Origin of the sequence: Pseudomonas sp. FSL W5-0299 (assembly GCF_005930655.1) — a bacterium.
Taxonomy (GTDB): domain Bacteria; phylum Pseudomonadota; class Gammaproteobacteria; order Pseudomonadales; family Pseudomonadaceae; genus Aquipseudomonas; species Aquipseudomonas mandelii.
Genome location: NZ_RXHX01000002.1, coordinates 62,537 through 76,299 on the forward strand (window position 1 = coordinate 62,537; position 13,763 = coordinate 76,299).

The 13,763-nt window shown below is 60.5% G+C and carries 12 protein-coding genes; 4 read left to right on the top strand and 8 right to left on the bottom strand.

What is annotated here, in order from left to right; translation table 11 throughout:
• Nucleotides 1-108: 108 nt before the first annotated feature.
• Nucleotides 109-1,107, bottom strand: a complete 999-nt coding sequence (locus FHL16_RS03915; protein ID WP_010464800.1) for a D-cysteine desulfhydrase — start codon at nt 1,105-1,107, stop codon at nt 109-111.
• 190 nt (nt 1,108-1,297) lie between these two features.
• Here FHL16_RS03915 and epsC point away from each other — a divergent pair, with 190 nt between their 5' ends.
• Entirely contained in the window at nt 1,298-2,224 is a 927-nt protein-coding gene (epsC, locus tag FHL16_RS03920; protein ID WP_010464798.1) for a serine O-acetyltransferase EpsC, read from the top strand.
• Between the two features lie 427 nt (nt 2,225-2,651).
• Nucleotides 2,652-4,607 (top strand): choline transporter BetT, encoded by a 1,956-nt coding sequence (betT, locus tag FHL16_RS03925; RefSeq protein ID WP_169857611.1) that lies wholly within the window; start codon nt 2,652-2,654, stop codon nt 4,605-4,607.
• 18 nt (nt 4,608-4,625) lie between these two features.
• On the opposite strand, the gene FHL16_RS03930 is transcribed toward betT, so the two are convergent.
• Together FHL16_RS03930 and FHL16_RS03935 are read right to left on the bottom strand one after the other, a co-directional pair.
• Complete coding sequence (locus FHL16_RS03930; protein ID WP_010464795.1) at nt 4,626-4,886, bottom strand: hypothetical protein; 261 nt, start codon at nt 4,884-4,886, stop codon at nt 4,626-4,628.
• A gap of 135 nt (nt 4,887-5,021) precedes the next feature.
• Nucleotides 5,022-5,762: an SDR family oxidoreductase gene (locus tag FHL16_RS03935; RefSeq protein ID WP_077747494.1), complete on the bottom strand. Its 741-nt coding sequence runs from the start codon at nt 5,760-5,762 to the stop codon at nt 5,022-5,024.
• Between the two features lie 124 nt (nt 5,763-5,886).
• Between FHL16_RS03935 and FHL16_RS03940 the strand changes: the two genes are divergently transcribed.
• Both FHL16_RS03940 and mgrA read left to right on the top strand, forming a co-directional pair.
• The gene (locus tag FHL16_RS03940; protein ID WP_077747495.1) at nt 5,887-6,777 is read left to right on the top strand and encodes a LysR family transcriptional regulator; all 891 of its coding nucleotides are present in this window, start codon (nt 5,887-5,889) and stop codon (nt 6,775-6,777) included.
• A gap of 163 nt (nt 6,778-6,940) precedes the next feature.
• Nucleotides 6,941-7,978, top strand: coding sequence for an L-glyceraldehyde 3-phosphate reductase (gene mgrA / locus FHL16_RS03945; RefSeq protein ID WP_010464790.1), 1,038 nt, complete (start codon nt 6,941-6,943; stop codon nt 7,976-7,978).
• A gap of 144 nt (nt 7,979-8,122) precedes the next feature.
• Here mgrA and tauD read toward each other — a convergent pair whose 3' ends face one another.
• The 5 genes from tauD to gshA all read right to left on the bottom strand — a co-directional run bounded on the left by tauD (nt 8,123) and on the right by gshA (nt 13,549).
• The gene (gene tauD / locus FHL16_RS03950) at nt 8,123-8,965 is read right to left on the bottom strand and encodes a taurine dioxygenase (RefSeq protein WP_010464788.1); all 843 of its coding nucleotides are present in this window, start codon (nt 8,963-8,965) and stop codon (nt 8,123-8,125) included.
• Nucleotides 8,966-9,104: 139 nt separating this feature from the next.
• A complete protein-coding gene (gene tauC / locus FHL16_RS03955) occupies nt 9,105-9,938 on the bottom strand; it encodes a taurine ABC transporter permease TauC (RefSeq protein ID WP_077747496.1) in 834 nt (277 codons plus the stop codon).
• Entirely contained in the window at nt 9,935-10,729 is a 795-nt protein-coding gene (gene tauB / locus FHL16_RS03960) for a taurine ABC transporter ATP-binding subunit (protein ID WP_077747497.1), read from the bottom strand. The genes tauC and tauB overlap by 4 nt, the downstream gene beginning before the upstream one ends.
• Nucleotides 10,730-10,745: 16 nt before the next feature.
• Nucleotides 10,746-11,723, bottom strand: a complete 978-nt coding sequence (gene tauA / locus FHL16_RS03965; protein ID WP_077747498.1) for a taurine ABC transporter substrate-binding protein — start codon at nt 11,721-11,723, stop codon at nt 10,746-10,748.
• Nucleotides 11,724-11,965: 242 nt separating this feature from the next.
• Nucleotides 11,966-13,549 (bottom strand): glutamate--cysteine ligase, encoded by a 1,584-nt coding sequence (gene gshA, locus FHL16_RS03970; protein WP_077747499.1) that lies wholly within the window; start codon nt 13,547-13,549, stop codon nt 11,966-11,968.
• Nucleotides 13,550-13,763 lie beyond the last annotated feature (214 nt).

Genomic DNA, 13,763 nt, shown 5'->3' on the forward strand with positions numbered 1-13,763 from the left:
CAGCAGTCGCAAAATCAGTCTCCGCGGTCAACTGAGAAACCGTGGGGGACAGGTCTTGGGGGCGCTGCGCACCCCAGCGGGAGCAAGCGCCCTCGCCACAGGAGTACTTCAACTGGTCAGCGAGTCCTTGTAGGCAAACAACGCTGGTGCCCCGCCGGTATGCAGGAAAATGATCGGGCCATCGTTGAACCGTTGACGACCGATGCCATCCAGCAACCCGGCCATGGCTTTACCGGTGTAAACCGGGTCCAGCAGCAACCCTTCCTGACTCGCCACCAGCTTCACCGCCGCCAGCGTCCCGGCATTCGGCTCGCCATACCGCGGGCCAAAATATTCGTCCCACAGTTCGATCTTGAAACCCGCCGGCAGGCTCACACCCAGCAACTCGGCAGTGCGCTCGGCCAGGCCCTGGACTTTCGGGCGCTGATCTTCATCGCTACGGGATACCGTGACACCAATCACTGGCAAATCCGGCAGTACTTCACTCAGTGCCAGCGCCAGACCACTGTGGGTCCCGGCACTGCCCGAGGCCAGGACCACGGCGGCGAATTGCAGGCCGGTGTCCTTGATCTGTGCGGCCAGTTCCAGCCCTGCGCGCACATAACCCAAAGCGCCCAGCGCATTGGAGCCACCAATTGGCACCAGATACGGTTTCTTGCCGTTATTGCGTAAACGGTCGGCCAAGGCTTGCAGTTGCTCGTCGGCATTGTCGAGGTTTTCCACCAGCTCGACCTTGGCATCGAACAGGTCGAGCAGCAGCCGATTGCCGTTGCCCAGGTAGTTGGCGTCGTCGGTGCCCAATGGATTTTCCAGCAGCGCGACGCAGCCCAGACCAAGCTTGGCCGCAATGGCGGCAGTCTGGCGCACGTGGTTGGACTGAAGCGCACCCGCGGTGATCAACGTGTCGGCGCCCTGGGCCAAGGCATCGGCCGCCAGGTATTCGAGTTTGCGCAGCTTGTTGCCGCCCATGGCCAGCGGTGTCAGGTCATCGCGTTTGACGTACAGATCACGGCCGAGCCAGGTCGACAGCCGTTCGAGTTTTTCAAGCGCGGTAGGGTGGCCGAGGAGGTCGAGGCGGTTAAAGCGGGCAAGCTGTTGTTTGATCATGGGTCCGTACTGGCCAAGGAAGATGTCAGGACTATAGGCACGGCTATATGCATGGGCAACCGTCAATCGCTTATAGCCAAAAGAACTGAACACAGCACAATTGGTTCTTAATTCGGCCTCCAGACCTTGCCGTAAAGTAATCGCCGACAACGCGGCCAGACACTCCGGCCGCCCGTGAGGAGTTTTTACCGTGAGCGAGCGTTCCAGCCATTGGCAATTGCAGACCATCGTCAGTCAACTGCGTACTGCGCGGGACCAGTGGCGCGCACAAAACGGCCGAGTCAGCGGCGAGCAGGGCGGTCGCGAATTGCCTTCCCGGGCCGCCATGGCGGAGATACTGGAAGCGCTGTGCGGTGCCTTGTTTCCGATGCGTCTGGGACCGGTGGATTTGCGTGAGGAGAGTGAAGACTTCTACGTCGGGCACACGCTGGACGTCGCGTTGAACGCGTTGCTGGCGCAGGCACGACTCGAACTGCGTTACGCCGCTCGTCACAGCGCCGAAGCTGACACCGAAGTGGAGGCCAAGACTATTGCGATCATTCAGGATTTCGCCCTCGCGTTGCCGGGGCTGCGCAGCTTGCTGGACACCGATGTGCTGGCGGCCTATCACGGTGACCCGGCAGCTCGTAGCGTCGATGAAGTGCTGTTGTGCTATCCCGGGATTCTGGCGGTAATCCACCATCGCCTGGCGCACCATTTGTACCGCTCGGGGCTGCCGCTGCTGGCGCGGATCAGCGCAGAAATCGCCCATTCGGCCACCGGTATCGACATCCATCCTGGGGCGCAGATCGGTCGCAGCTTCTTTATTGATCACGGGACGGGTGTCGTGATCGGCGAGACGGCGATCATTGGTGAACGCGTGCGGATTTATCAAGCCGTGACGTTGGGCGCCAAGCGCTTCCCGTCGGATGAGGACGGCCAGTTGCAAAAGGGCCATCCGCGGCATCCGATCGTTGAGGATGATGTGGTGATCTATGCCGGCGCGACGATTCTGGGGCGGATCACCATTGGCAAGGGCTCGACCATTGGCGGCAACGTCTGGCTGACCCGTAGCGTACCGCCGGGGTGCAACCTGACGCAGGCGAATTTGCAGCATGATGACGGGACGCAGAAGTAAGCTTCGAAATTTCTGCTGACTGCACCGGCCTCATCGCGAGCAGGCTCGCTCCCACAGTGGATAGGTGTTGGACCACAGATTTTTGAACGACACATCTCCCTGTGGGAGCGAGCCTGCTCGCGAATGGATTTCAAGGCGAACGGTAATCATGGCATTTAGCTAATTTCCCGCTGAACGAATCCCCCCAATCCCACGTCATACCCATCCTTGAGCTAGCGTACAGAACGTACCGCCGAGCCCTGCGATTAGTCCTAAGCACCCTATTCATGTTTAACTTGAACGCTCATTCAAGTTAAACCGCCGGTTTGCTGCCCGTTCACAACAGGAGGCTTGCCTTGCCGAGTCCGTTATTGATTGCCCAGTTTCACCCCCTTGAGGTGCACCTTTCATGAGTGCATCGTCCGTCCCTCCAAGCGGCCAGGTCCGCATGAATCCGCCGGTGTTTTATTTCGCGGCGACCTTCATTCTGCTGTTCGGCATCGTCGTCATTGCCATGCCTGAACAGGCCGGCGCCTGGCTGCTGGAAGCGCAAAACTGGGCGGCCAATACGGTCGGCTGGTATTACATGCTCGCGATGACGCTGTATCTGGTCTTCGTGGTGGTCACCGCCTTGTCTGGCTACGGCAAGATCAAGCTCGGTGCCGACCACGACGAGCCCGAATTCAGTTACCTGTCCTGGGCCGGCATGCTGTTCGCCGCCGGGATCAGCATCACGCTGTTCTTCTTTTGCGTGTCCGAACCGCTCACTCACCTGGCCCAACCACCGCAAGGCGAGGCCGGCACGGCGGATGCGGCGCGTCAGGCGATGCAGATTCTGTTTCTGCACTGGGGCCTGCACGGCTGGGGCGTGTTCGCCTTTGTCGGCATGGCGCTGGCCTACTTCGCCTACCGCCACAACCTGCCGCTGGCCTTGCGTTCGGCGCTCTATCCGCTGATTGGCAAGCGCATCAACGGCCCGATCGGTTACGCCGTGGACGGCTTCGGCATCATCGCCACGGTGTTCGGCCTCGGCGCCGACATGGGCTTTGGCGTGTTGCACCTCAACTCGGGCCTGGACTACCTGTTCGGCATCGCTCACACCCAGTGGATTCAGGTCGGCCTGATCACGTTGATGATGGGCGCGGCGATCATCGTTGCGGTGTCCGGCGTCGATAAAGGCGTGCGGGTGATGTCCGACATCAACATGCTGCTGGCCTGTGCGCTGTTGCTGTTCGTGTTGTTCGCCGGTCCTACGCAGCATTTGCTCAACACCCTGATCCAGAACATCGGCGACTACCTCGGCGCGTTGCCGATGAAGAGTTTCGACCTGTACGCCTACGACAAACCCAGCGACTGGCTGGGCGGCTGGACCGTGTTCTATTGGGCCTGGTGGATTGCGTGGTCGCCGTTCGTGGGCCTGTTCATCGCCCGGATCTCCCGTGGCCGTACCATTCGCGAATTCGTCTTCGGCGTGTTGCTGATTCCGCTCGGTTTCACCCTGGCGTGGATGTCGATCTTCGGCAACAGCGCCATCGACCAGGTCCTGAACCACGGCATGACCGCACTCGGCATGTCGGCCGTCGACAATCCGTCGATGACCCTCTACCTGCTGCTGGAAACCTACCCGTGGAGCAAAACCGTCATCGCGGTGACGGTGTTCATCAGCTTCGTGTTCTTCGTCACCTCGGCCGACTCCGGCACCGTGGTGCTGTCGACGCTCTCCGCCAAGGGCGGCAACCCGGATGAAGACGGGCCGAAATGGCTGCGGGTGTTCTGGGGCGCGATGACCGCGCTGGTGACCAGTGCGTTGCTGTTCTCCGGCAGCATCGATGCGCTGAAGTCAGCGGTGGTGCTGACGTCGTTGCCGTTCTCGATGATCTTGCTGCTGATGATGTGGGGGCTGCACAAGGCGTTCTATCTGGAGTCGCAGAAGCAGATCGCGCAGCTGCATTCCCTGGCGCCGGTGTCCGGCTCGCGGAGGGGCGGTTGGCGTCAGCGTTTGACCCAGGCCGTGCATTTCCCGTCTCGCGATGAGGTCTATCGTTTCCTCGACACCACGGTGCGCCCAGCGATCGAAGAAGTGAGCGCCGTGTTCGTCGAGAAAGGATTGAACGTGGTCACTCAGCCCGACCCGGCCAACGACAACGTCAGCCTGGAAATCGGACACGGCGAAGAGCATCCGTTTATCTATCAGGTGCAGATGCGTGGCTACTTCACGCCATCGTTTGCCCGTGGTGGCATGGGTTCCAAGGAACTCAACAACCGCCGTTATTACCGGGCCGAAGTGCATTTGAGCGAGGGTAGCCAGGACTACGATCTGGTGGGTTACACCAAGGAGCAGATCATCAACGACATCCTTGATCAGTACGAACGGCATTTGCAGTTCTTGCACTTGGTGCGTTGAACGTAGTGGCGGTGCTGTTCACGTTTCGGTGGTCAACACCATGAACAGCACCAGCGCCGCCACCGGTACACCGAACACGGCGCTGCCAACGACCAGTTCCGTGCTCAACGGCTGGCCGGCATTGACCATGCCGACCGCGCCGTTGATCAGTGTCAGGGCCAGCCACAGGACCACAAAACTGTAGGCCAGGGTCTCGCGGCTGAAGCCGATTTTCTCGCCGATGAACAGCATCAGCGCCAGCAGGATCAGGCCGAAGGTGATGATGATCGTGGTGTGCATGATGCATTCCATCCTTTCGATGTGTGCTGCCCTCAAGACCGCCTTCGCGGGCAAGCCTCGCGCCTACAGATTGCGCGCAACCCCTGTAGGCGCGAGGCTTGCCCGCGAAGGCGTCTGGGCTGCCTGCAAACCAGCTTAAACCAATCCACCATTCACCCGCAGAATCTGCCCATTGACCCAAGCCGAATCCGGCCCGACCAGAAACGACACCACACGAGCAATGTCCTCCGGCTGACCGAGACGCTCCAGCGGAGGCATCTTGGCGAAGGTCTGGATCTGCTCTTCGCTCTTGCCGTGCAAAAACAATTCGGTCGCTACCGGCCCGGGGGCGACTGCGTTGACGGTGATGTTGCGCCCGCGCATTTCTTTGGCGAATACCTGGGTCAGGGATTCCACGGCCGCTTTGCTGGCGATGTACACCGCGTAGCCTGGCAGGTTCATGCCAACGGTGCTGCTGGAGAAATTGACGATCCTCCCGCCGTCATTCAAACGGGTGGCCGCTTCGCGCAAGGTGTTGAAGGTGCCGCGCGCGTGGATGTTGAAGGTCTGGTCGAACAGTTCGTCGGAGTGTTGCGCCAGCGCCATCACTTTGAGAATGCCGGCGTTGTTGATCAACACATCGACCTTGCCCAGTTGCGTTTCTGTCTCGTCGAACATCCGGCGTACGTCGTCGGCATTGGCCACATCGGCCTTGATCGCTATGGCTTGATGGCCGGCCTGACGCAACTCCACCACCCGTTTTGAGGCTTCGATGGCGCTGCTGGCGTAGTTGATGGCGACGGCGAACCCTTCGCTGGCCAGTTGTCTGGCGATCACGGCACCGATGCCACGGGAGGCGCCGGTCACGAGGGCAACTTTCGAAGTTTGAGTAGTCATGGTGAACCTTTGAAGGTGTTTGTTGGGGTGAAGCCAGATTCACATGTTTACCGAAGTCGATAAATGCACGAAAGTTGCCTTGACTGTTCAATAATCGCCAACAATTGAGGAGCAGGAGCCGAGCGTGGATCAAGTCAAAGCAATGAAGGTTTTCGTGCGGATCTACGAGCGCAGCAGCTTCACGCTGGCCGCCGAGGACCTGAATCTGCCGCGGGCGACGCTGACCCATACGCTGAATCAGTTTGAAGCGTGGCTCGGTACGCGCTTGTTGGAACGCAGCACCCGCAGGGTGCGTCCGACGCTGGACGGCGAGGCCTACTATCAGCGTTGTGTGCACTTGCTGGCGGAACTGGAAGAAGCCGAACTGGCGTTTCGCGGTTGCGCACCCAAAGGCCGCTTGCGCGTTGACTTGCATGGCACCCTGGCCAGGCATTTTGTGATCCCGGCATTGCCACAATTCATGGAGCGTTACCCGGACATCGAGTTGTCCATCAGCGAAGCCGACCGTTTTGTCGACCTGATCGCTGAAGGCGTCGACTGCGTGCTGCGCGCCGGCACCTTGAGTGATTCGGCGCTGATCGGAAAACGTATCGCCAGCCTGCGCCAGATCACCTGCGCCAGCCCCGCCTACCTGCGTCAATACGGTGAACCGAAAAGCCTTGAAGACCTGAAACACCATCGCGCGGTGAACTACGTCTCGCGCACCACCGCCAAGTTGTTCCCCTTCGAATTCATGGTCGATGGCGAGCTGAAAGAAGTCGCTATCGAAGGCGCGGTTTCAGTGTTCGGCGCGGAAATCTACGCGGCGTCGGCAATTGCCGGGCTCGGCCTGATCCAGTGTCCGCATTACCGTATGGAGGCGCAGATTTCCCAAGGCCTGGTGCAAGAAGTCCTCATCGACACGCCGCCACCGTCAATGCCGGTTTCGGTGCTGTACCCCCACAACCGACACATGTCGCCACGGGTTCGGGTGTTTGTGGATTGGTTGGGGGAGCTGTTTACGGGCGCTGTTTGACCTTGCTGTTCTTGATCGTTCCCACGCTCCGCGTCGGAACGATCATCTGTGAAACGTTTCAGCTTTTTCGCGAGTCCGAGGTTTATCGGCGTTTGTCTGGGCGTATGCTGGGCAACTTGCGAAGCAGTCGATACCAACTTCAAGACAGACAAGAGAGGATTCGATGACTTACACCGCTGCCGAAAACCGCTACGACTCTATCCCTTACCGCCGCGTAGGCCGCAGCGGTCTGGTGCTGCCGGCGCTGTCCCTGGGGCTGTGGCACAACTTCGGTGACAGCACGCCGATCGACACTCAGCGCTCGCTGTTGCGCACCGCCTTCGACCTGGGCATCAACCACTTCGACCTGGCCAACAACTATGGCCCGCCGTATGGCAGCGCCGAGATCAACTTCGGTCGTTTGCTGCGTGAAGACTTCAAGCAGTACCGCGACGAGTTGATTATTTCGAGCAAGGCCGGTTGGGACATGTGGCCCGGCCCTTATGGCCAGGGCGGCGGTTCGCGTAAATACGTGCTGGCCAGCCTCGACCAGAGCCTGCAACGCCTGGGCCTGGACTACGTGGACATCTTCTATTCCCATCGCTTCGACCCGGACACGCCGCTGGAAGAAACCGCCAGTGCGTTGGCCACCGCCGTGCAGCAGGGCAAGGCGCTATACATTGGCATCTCGTCCTATTCCGGGGTGAAAACCCGTGAGATGGCGGCGCTGCTGAAAGAGTGGAAAGTACCGTTGCTGATTCACCAACCAGCCTACAACCTGCTCAATCGCTGGGTTGAAAAGGATCTGCTGGACGTCACCGACGAACTCGGCACTGGCGTGATTGCGTTCACGCCGTTGGCGCAGGGCTTGTTGACCGACAAGTACCTCAATGGCATTCCGAAGGATGCGCGGGTCAATCGCCCGGGCGGTGGTTCTTTGCAGGAATCTCATCTGTCCGAAGCCAACATCGCCCACGTGCGCGGGCTCAACGAAATCGCCAAGCGTCGCGGTCAGAGCCTGGCGCAACTGGCGTTGGCATGGACGCTGCGCGATCCGCGCGTGACCTCGGCACTGATCGGTGCGAGCCGGCCGGAGCAGATTATCGAGAACGTCGCAGCGTTGAAGAATTTGAGTTTCAGCGCGGAAGAACTGGCGGAAATTGACCGGTTTGCCCAGGAAGGCGGGATCAATCTTTGGGAGAAGCCTTCGACGGCTGAATAAGTGTTCGGCACGGGGTCTTGCTGCGCCTGTTCCTGCCTCTTCGCGAGCAGGCTCGCTCCCACAGTGGATTTGTGTCAGGCACAGACCCTGTGGGAGCGAGCCTGCTCGCGATGGGGCCAGAACAGGCAGTAAAGAACTCAGGACTCACCGAAAGAAAGGCACATCCCCCAACACCGTCGCCCGCTGCATCACCCGCCGCGCCGGTCGGTAATCATCCACGGCGTAATGCTGTGTCACGCGGTTATCCCAGAACGCCACGTCATCTTTTTGCCAACGCCAGCGAATGGTGAACTCCGGCCGCGTCGCATGAGCAAACAACAGCTTCAAAATCGCTTCACTCTCGGTGTCCGACAGCTCATTGATCTTCGACGTGAAGCCTTCATTGACGAACAACGCCCGGCGCCCGCTCACCGGGTGTGTGCGGATCACCGGGTGCGACAGCGGTGGATTTTTGCGGCGTGCTTCTTCCCACTGGGCCAACGCTTGCGGCGTGTTGCCATATCGCTCCAGCGGGAACGAGCGGGTGAAATCGTGTGTGGCCGTCAGGCCTTCGAGCAAGCTTTTCATCGGCGCGGACAACGCTTCATACGCCGCGATGCCACTGGCCCACAACGTGTCGCCGCCAAACTCCGGCAACAGCTTGGCACTCAGCACCGCGCCCATGGCCGGGGTCGGCAGGAAGGTCACGTCGGTGTGCCAGATCGCGTTGTCGCGCACGTCGGTGACGGCGGTGTCGAGGATCAGCACTTCGGGCTGTTCCGGCACGTTCGGGTAGATCGGATGGATGTGCAGGTCGCCGAAATTCGCAGCGAATCTCGCCTGCTGTTGCGGTGTGATCGGCTGGTCGCGGAAGAACAGCACTTGATGCTTGAGCAGCGCTTGCTCGATGGCGTCGCGCTGTTCCAGGTTCAGTGGCTGGCTGACGTCGATGCCGCTGATTTGGGCGCCGAGGGCCGAGCTGAGGGGGACGATGGTCAGGTTGCTCATGGTGATTCTCTTCAATCCGGGGTGCCAAGCTTTTGTAGGAGTGAGCCTGCTCGCGATAGCGGAGAGTCAGGCGACAGGGTGGTGGCTGATGCACCGCCATCGCGAGCAGGCTCGCTCCCACATTAAGATCCCAAAAAACTCAGTGGGCCTGGCCGTGCCACGGCACCAGTTTGCGTTGCAGGGCGCGCAGGCCCATTTCCATGGCAAACGCGATCAGGGCAATCACCAGAATCCCCAGCACCACCACATCGGTGACCAGGAATTGCGCGGCCGACTGCACCATAAAACCCAAACCGCTGGTGGCGGCGATCAATTCGGCGGCAACCAGCGTCGACCAACCCACACCGAGGCCGATGCGCACGCCAGTCAAAATATCCGGCAAGGCGCTCGGCAGAATCACATGGCGAATCAACTGCGCCCGGGTCGCACCCAGCGACTGCGCGGCGCGCAGTTTGGCCGGGTCAACCGTGCGCACGCCAGTTGCAGTGGCAATGGCAATCGGGGCGAAAATCGCCAGGTAGATCAGCAAGACTTTCGACAGCTCACCGATGCCGCACCAGATCACGATCAGCGGCAGGTAAGCCAGCGGTGGAATCGGCCGGTAGAACTCGATCAACGGATCGAGCACGCCGCGGGCGATGCGGTTATGGCCGATGGCGATGCCGATGGGCACGGCGGTCAGCACCGCGAAACCAAGGCCCAGACCGATACGGCTGAGACTGGCCCCCAAGTGCTGCCACAACGTTGAATCCATGTAGCCGCTGGTCACCAGCAGCCAGCCCTTTTGCAGCACGGCGGACGGTGGTGGCAGGAACAGCGGTTCGATCATCCCTGTGGCGGTGACGGCCCACCAAATGACAACCAGCGCCACCAGCGTCAGCACGCTGATCCACCGAGTGCTGAGGCTGCGACGTGCCGGGATGTCCGTGGAACCCGGTTTAACCGCGACGGCGGGAATTTGATAGCTGCTCATGCGCGCTCCTGCCGCTGGGCGGTGCTGCGTTGGGAGAACACTTTGGCGAGTACGTGTTCGCGAGTTTCGATGAAGCGCGGGTCGGACTTGATCGAGCGAGCGGACTCACCGGCCGCATACCGCTGACCGAAATCCAGGCTCAGGCGCTCGACGATTTGTCCCGGATCAGGCGCCAGCAGAATCAGGTCCGTGGCGAGGAACACCGCTTCTTCGATGTCGTGGGTAATCAGGAAAACCGGTTTGGCGGTGCGCTGCCAGACTTGCAGCAGCAGCTCCTGCATCTGTTCGCGGGTGAAGGCGTCGAGGGCGCCGAAGGGTTCGTCCATCAGCAAAACGCGCGGGTCGGCGGCCAGCGCACGGGCCAGGCCGACACGTTGCTTCTGGCCACCCGAGAGCTGCCAGATGCGGCGACTTTCGAAGCCGGAAAGGTCCACCAGTGCGAGCATTTCCTGAGCGCGCAGTTCACGTTTTTCCCGCGCAATGCCGGCCAGTTCCAAGCCGAAACCGACGTTGGCCAACACGTCCTGCCAAGGCAGCAGGGCGTCGTCCTGGAACACCACGCCGCGTTCGGCGCCCGGGCCTTTGACCGGCACGCCGTCAAGGGTGATGCGCCCGGCGCTGGGTTCGACGAAACCGGCAATCAGGTTCAACAGCGAGGTCTTGCCACTGCCGGACGGGCCGAGGGCCACCAGCAACTGCTGGGGGCCCAGGCTCAGGGAAATATCCGCCAGTACCGGTTCGGCGGCGCCGGGGTACTGTGCGCTGATGCGCTCCAGCTGTAGCAAAGCCATCGCAGTTAACTCCCGATCAGTTGGTGATGTACTTGGCGCTGACGTAAGGGGCGTAGTCCGGCAGCACGGCCTCGACCTTGCCTTGTTCCTTGAGGAAGGCGGCGGTGTCGGTAATGGCCTTGGTGGTCGGTGCGCCGAGGGTGATCACTTGGTCAGCCGCCAGCGGGAAGACGTTGCCTTGCAGCAACAACGGAATGTCGCTGGCCTTGGCGCCCGACAGTTTGACAAGCTTGTCCACGTTGCTTTGATTGGCCAGCCAGGCTTTCGGGTCTTTGCGGTAATCGGCGTAGGCGTCGAGGGTCACTTTGGCGAACGCAGTGACGATTTCCGGGTGCTTCTCGGCGAAGTCCTTACGCACGATCCAGGCATCGAAAGTCGGAGCGCCGAACTTGGCCAGTTCGCCGGAGGTAATCAGCACTTTGCCGTTTTCCTTGGCGACACCGAGGGCTGGGTCCCACACGTAAGTGGCGTCGATATCACCGCGTTTCCACGCAGCGATGATGGCGGGCGGAGCGAGGTTGAGCACGGTGACCTTCGACGGATCGATGTTCCAGTGCTTGAGCGCCGCCAGCAGGCTGTAGTGGCCGGTGGAAACGAACGGCACGGCGATTTTTTTGCCGATCAGGTCTTGCGGAGTCTTGATCCCGGAGCCTTCGCGGGCGACCAGGGCTTCAGCCGCGCCGATCTGGGTGGCAATGAGGAAGGTTTCTACCGGGACTTTGCGGGTGATGGCCGCCGTCAGGGGGCTGGAACCGAGGTAGCCGATCTGCACGTCGCCGGAAGCGATGGCGGCGATGATGTCGGCGCCGTTGTCGAATTTGCGCCAGTCGATCTTGGCGTTGGTGGCTTTTTCGTAAGCGCCGTCGGCCTGGGCGACCTTTGCCGGGTCAACCGTGGTCTGGTAGGCGACGGTCACGTCAGCCGCCTGGGCAAACAAACTCGCAGCAGCCAGCGACGCGGCCGCCAAGAGGCGAAGAGAGAAATTCAGTTTCATTGAGAAGCTCCTTGTCAGGCGACCGAGAGTCGGCGTGAAAGGAGACTAAATGATCTAAGAATCCGAAAATAAATAACTTTTTCGAATGAGCTTATGAGCGGAAAATTCTAAGGGAGACCGCAGTGCGGCCATCGCGGGCAAGCCTCGCTCCTACAGATTCGGGGTCGAGTCACAAATGGGGACCGACACAAAACTGTAGGAGCGAGGCTTGCCCGCGAAAAGGTCTGAAGGACCTTCTGATGTTAGTTGCTGATCGCCAGAATGCTCGCCTGATACGACCCGACAAACACATCGAAATCGCCGACTTCGTTCTGCTCCAGCGCCACCTGCTCAGCCAGCGAGGAGCGTGCGCGTTCTTCAAACTTCGCCTGATCTTCTCTATTCAACGGCTCGCTGCGGAAAAACTCCGCATGCGCCTGGCTCTGGCGCAGGGAGAACTGGGCAAAGCTCTCCTTGTGTTCAGCCATGGCCGCCAGCACTTGTGCTGAAGGTGTGCGCGACGAATCCTTGACCTTCTCCATCTGCACGTCCAACGCCTTGCTGTGGGCATCGCCGCCATGGCTTTGATCAAGCAGCGCCGCGAGCGGAGCTATTTTTTCCAACAATTCGCCGGCCCATTCCTTCAGGTCGACCGGTTGACCGTCACGCTGCAGTTGCAGGCCCGGACGACGACCTTCCTTGACCACGCTGAGGAAGTTCGAGGTCGCGTTGCCGCACGAAGTATTGGTCAGCAGCGGGCTGTCGTTCAGCGCGCAATACAGCAGGAACGCGTCGAGGAAGCGCGACTCTGGCAAATCGATGCCCATCGGCAGGAACGGATTGATGTCCAGGCAACGCACTTCGACGTACTGAATGCCGCGGGCCACCAGCGCCTGGATCGGCCGTTCGCCGGTGTAGGTCACGCGCTTCGGGCGGATGTTGGAGTAGTACTCGTTTTCGATCTGCAGGATGTTGGTGTTGAGCTGAACCCACTCACCGTCCTGATGCGTACCGATTTCGACATACGGTGCATACGGCGTGGCGACCGCTTTGCGCAGGCTGTCGGTGTAGCTGGCCAGATCGTTGTAGCACGGCGTCAAGCCGGCCTGGGCGTTGCTCTGGTAACCCAGGTCACTCATGCGCAGGCTGGTGGCGTATGGCAGGTACAAGGTGTCCGGGTCCAGTTGCTCCAACTGGTGCGAACGACCGCGCAGGAAACCGGCGTCCAGCGCAGGGGAGGCGCCGAACAGGTACATCAGCAGCCAGCTGTAGCGGCGGAAGTTGCGGATCAGCGCAATGTAGGCTGACGACTGATAGTCGCGGTCGGTGCCGACAAAGCCTTCAGCCTCTTTAAGCAGTGGCCAGAGCTTTTCCGGCAGGGAAAAGTTGTAGTGAATCCCGGCGATGCACTGCATGGTCTTGCCGTAACGCAGGGCCAGGCCCTTGCGGTAGACGTACTTGAGCTGACCGATGTTGGACGTGCCGTAATAGGCGATCGGGATGTCTTCCTCGGCCGGCAACGGGCACGGCATCGATGGACTCCACAGAAACTCGTTGCCGAGCTTGCTGTAGGCAAAACGGTGAATCTTGTCCAGGCTCGCCAGCGTATCGGCCGGGTCTGGCAGGGCCGGGGTAATGAATTCCAGCAGCGACTCGGAATAGTCGGTGGTGATTTGTTCATTGGTCAGCGCGGAACCCAATGCTTCCGGGTGCGGCGTTTGCGCCAGGCGACCTTCGCCGGTCACGCGCAGGCATTCACGTTCGATGCCGTGAAGGCACTGTTCGAGCAGAGAGAGGTTAGCGCGCTCGCCAAGCAGAGCCAGGCGGCGGTTGAGAAGTTCGCTCAAGTTGGATTCCTTCACGCGTCAGTCGCCCCAATATGGGGGTGGGCAAGACGGTCTACAAGGGTGAAGTTGAAACTGGCGTTTTCGCCTGGTTTTTGGACCGTACACGGCTGCTGACAGCAGCCAAGGAATTCCCTGTGGGAGCGAGCCTGCTCGCGAAGAGGGCGTGTCAGTCAACATTGATGTTGTCTGATACATCGCCTTCGCGAACAGGCTC

What these genes read in the sequence shown, in the direction of transcription:
- FHL16_RS03915 (WP_010464800.1), bottom strand. Translation starts at nt 1,107, where the DNA reads ATGATCAAACAACAGCTTGCCCGCTTTAACCGCCTCGACCTCCTCGGC.
- betT (WP_169857611.1), top strand. Translation starts at nt 2,652, where the DNA reads ATGAATCCGCCGGTGTTTTATTTCGCGGCGACCTTCATTCTGCTGTTC.
- FHL16_RS03930 (WP_010464795.1), bottom strand. Translation starts at nt 4,886, where the DNA reads ATGCACACCACGATCATCATCACCTTCGGCCTGATCCTGCTGGCGCTG.
- FHL16_RS03935 (WP_077747494.1), bottom strand. Translation starts at nt 5,762, where the DNA reads ATGACTACTCAAACTTCGAAAGTTGCCCTCGTGACCGGCGCCTCCCGT.
- mgrA (WP_010464790.1), top strand. Translation starts at nt 6,941, where the DNA reads ATGACTTACACCGCTGCCGAAAACCGCTACGACTCTATCCCTTACCGC.
- tauD (WP_010464788.1), bottom strand. Translation starts at nt 8,965, where the DNA reads ATGAGCAACCTGACCATCGTCCCCCTCAGCTCGGCCCTCGGCGCCCAA.
- tauC (WP_077747496.1), bottom strand. Translation starts at nt 9,938, where the DNA reads ATGAGCAGCTATCAAATTCCCGCCGTCGCGGTTAAACCGGGTTCCACG.
- tauB (WP_077747497.1), bottom strand. Translation starts at nt 10,729, where the DNA reads ATGGCTTTGCTACAGCTGGAGCGCATCAGCGCACAGTACCCCGGCGCC.
- tauA (WP_077747498.1), bottom strand. Translation starts at nt 11,723, where the DNA reads ATGAAACTGAATTTCTCTCTTCGCCTCTTGGCGGCCGCGTCGCTGGCT.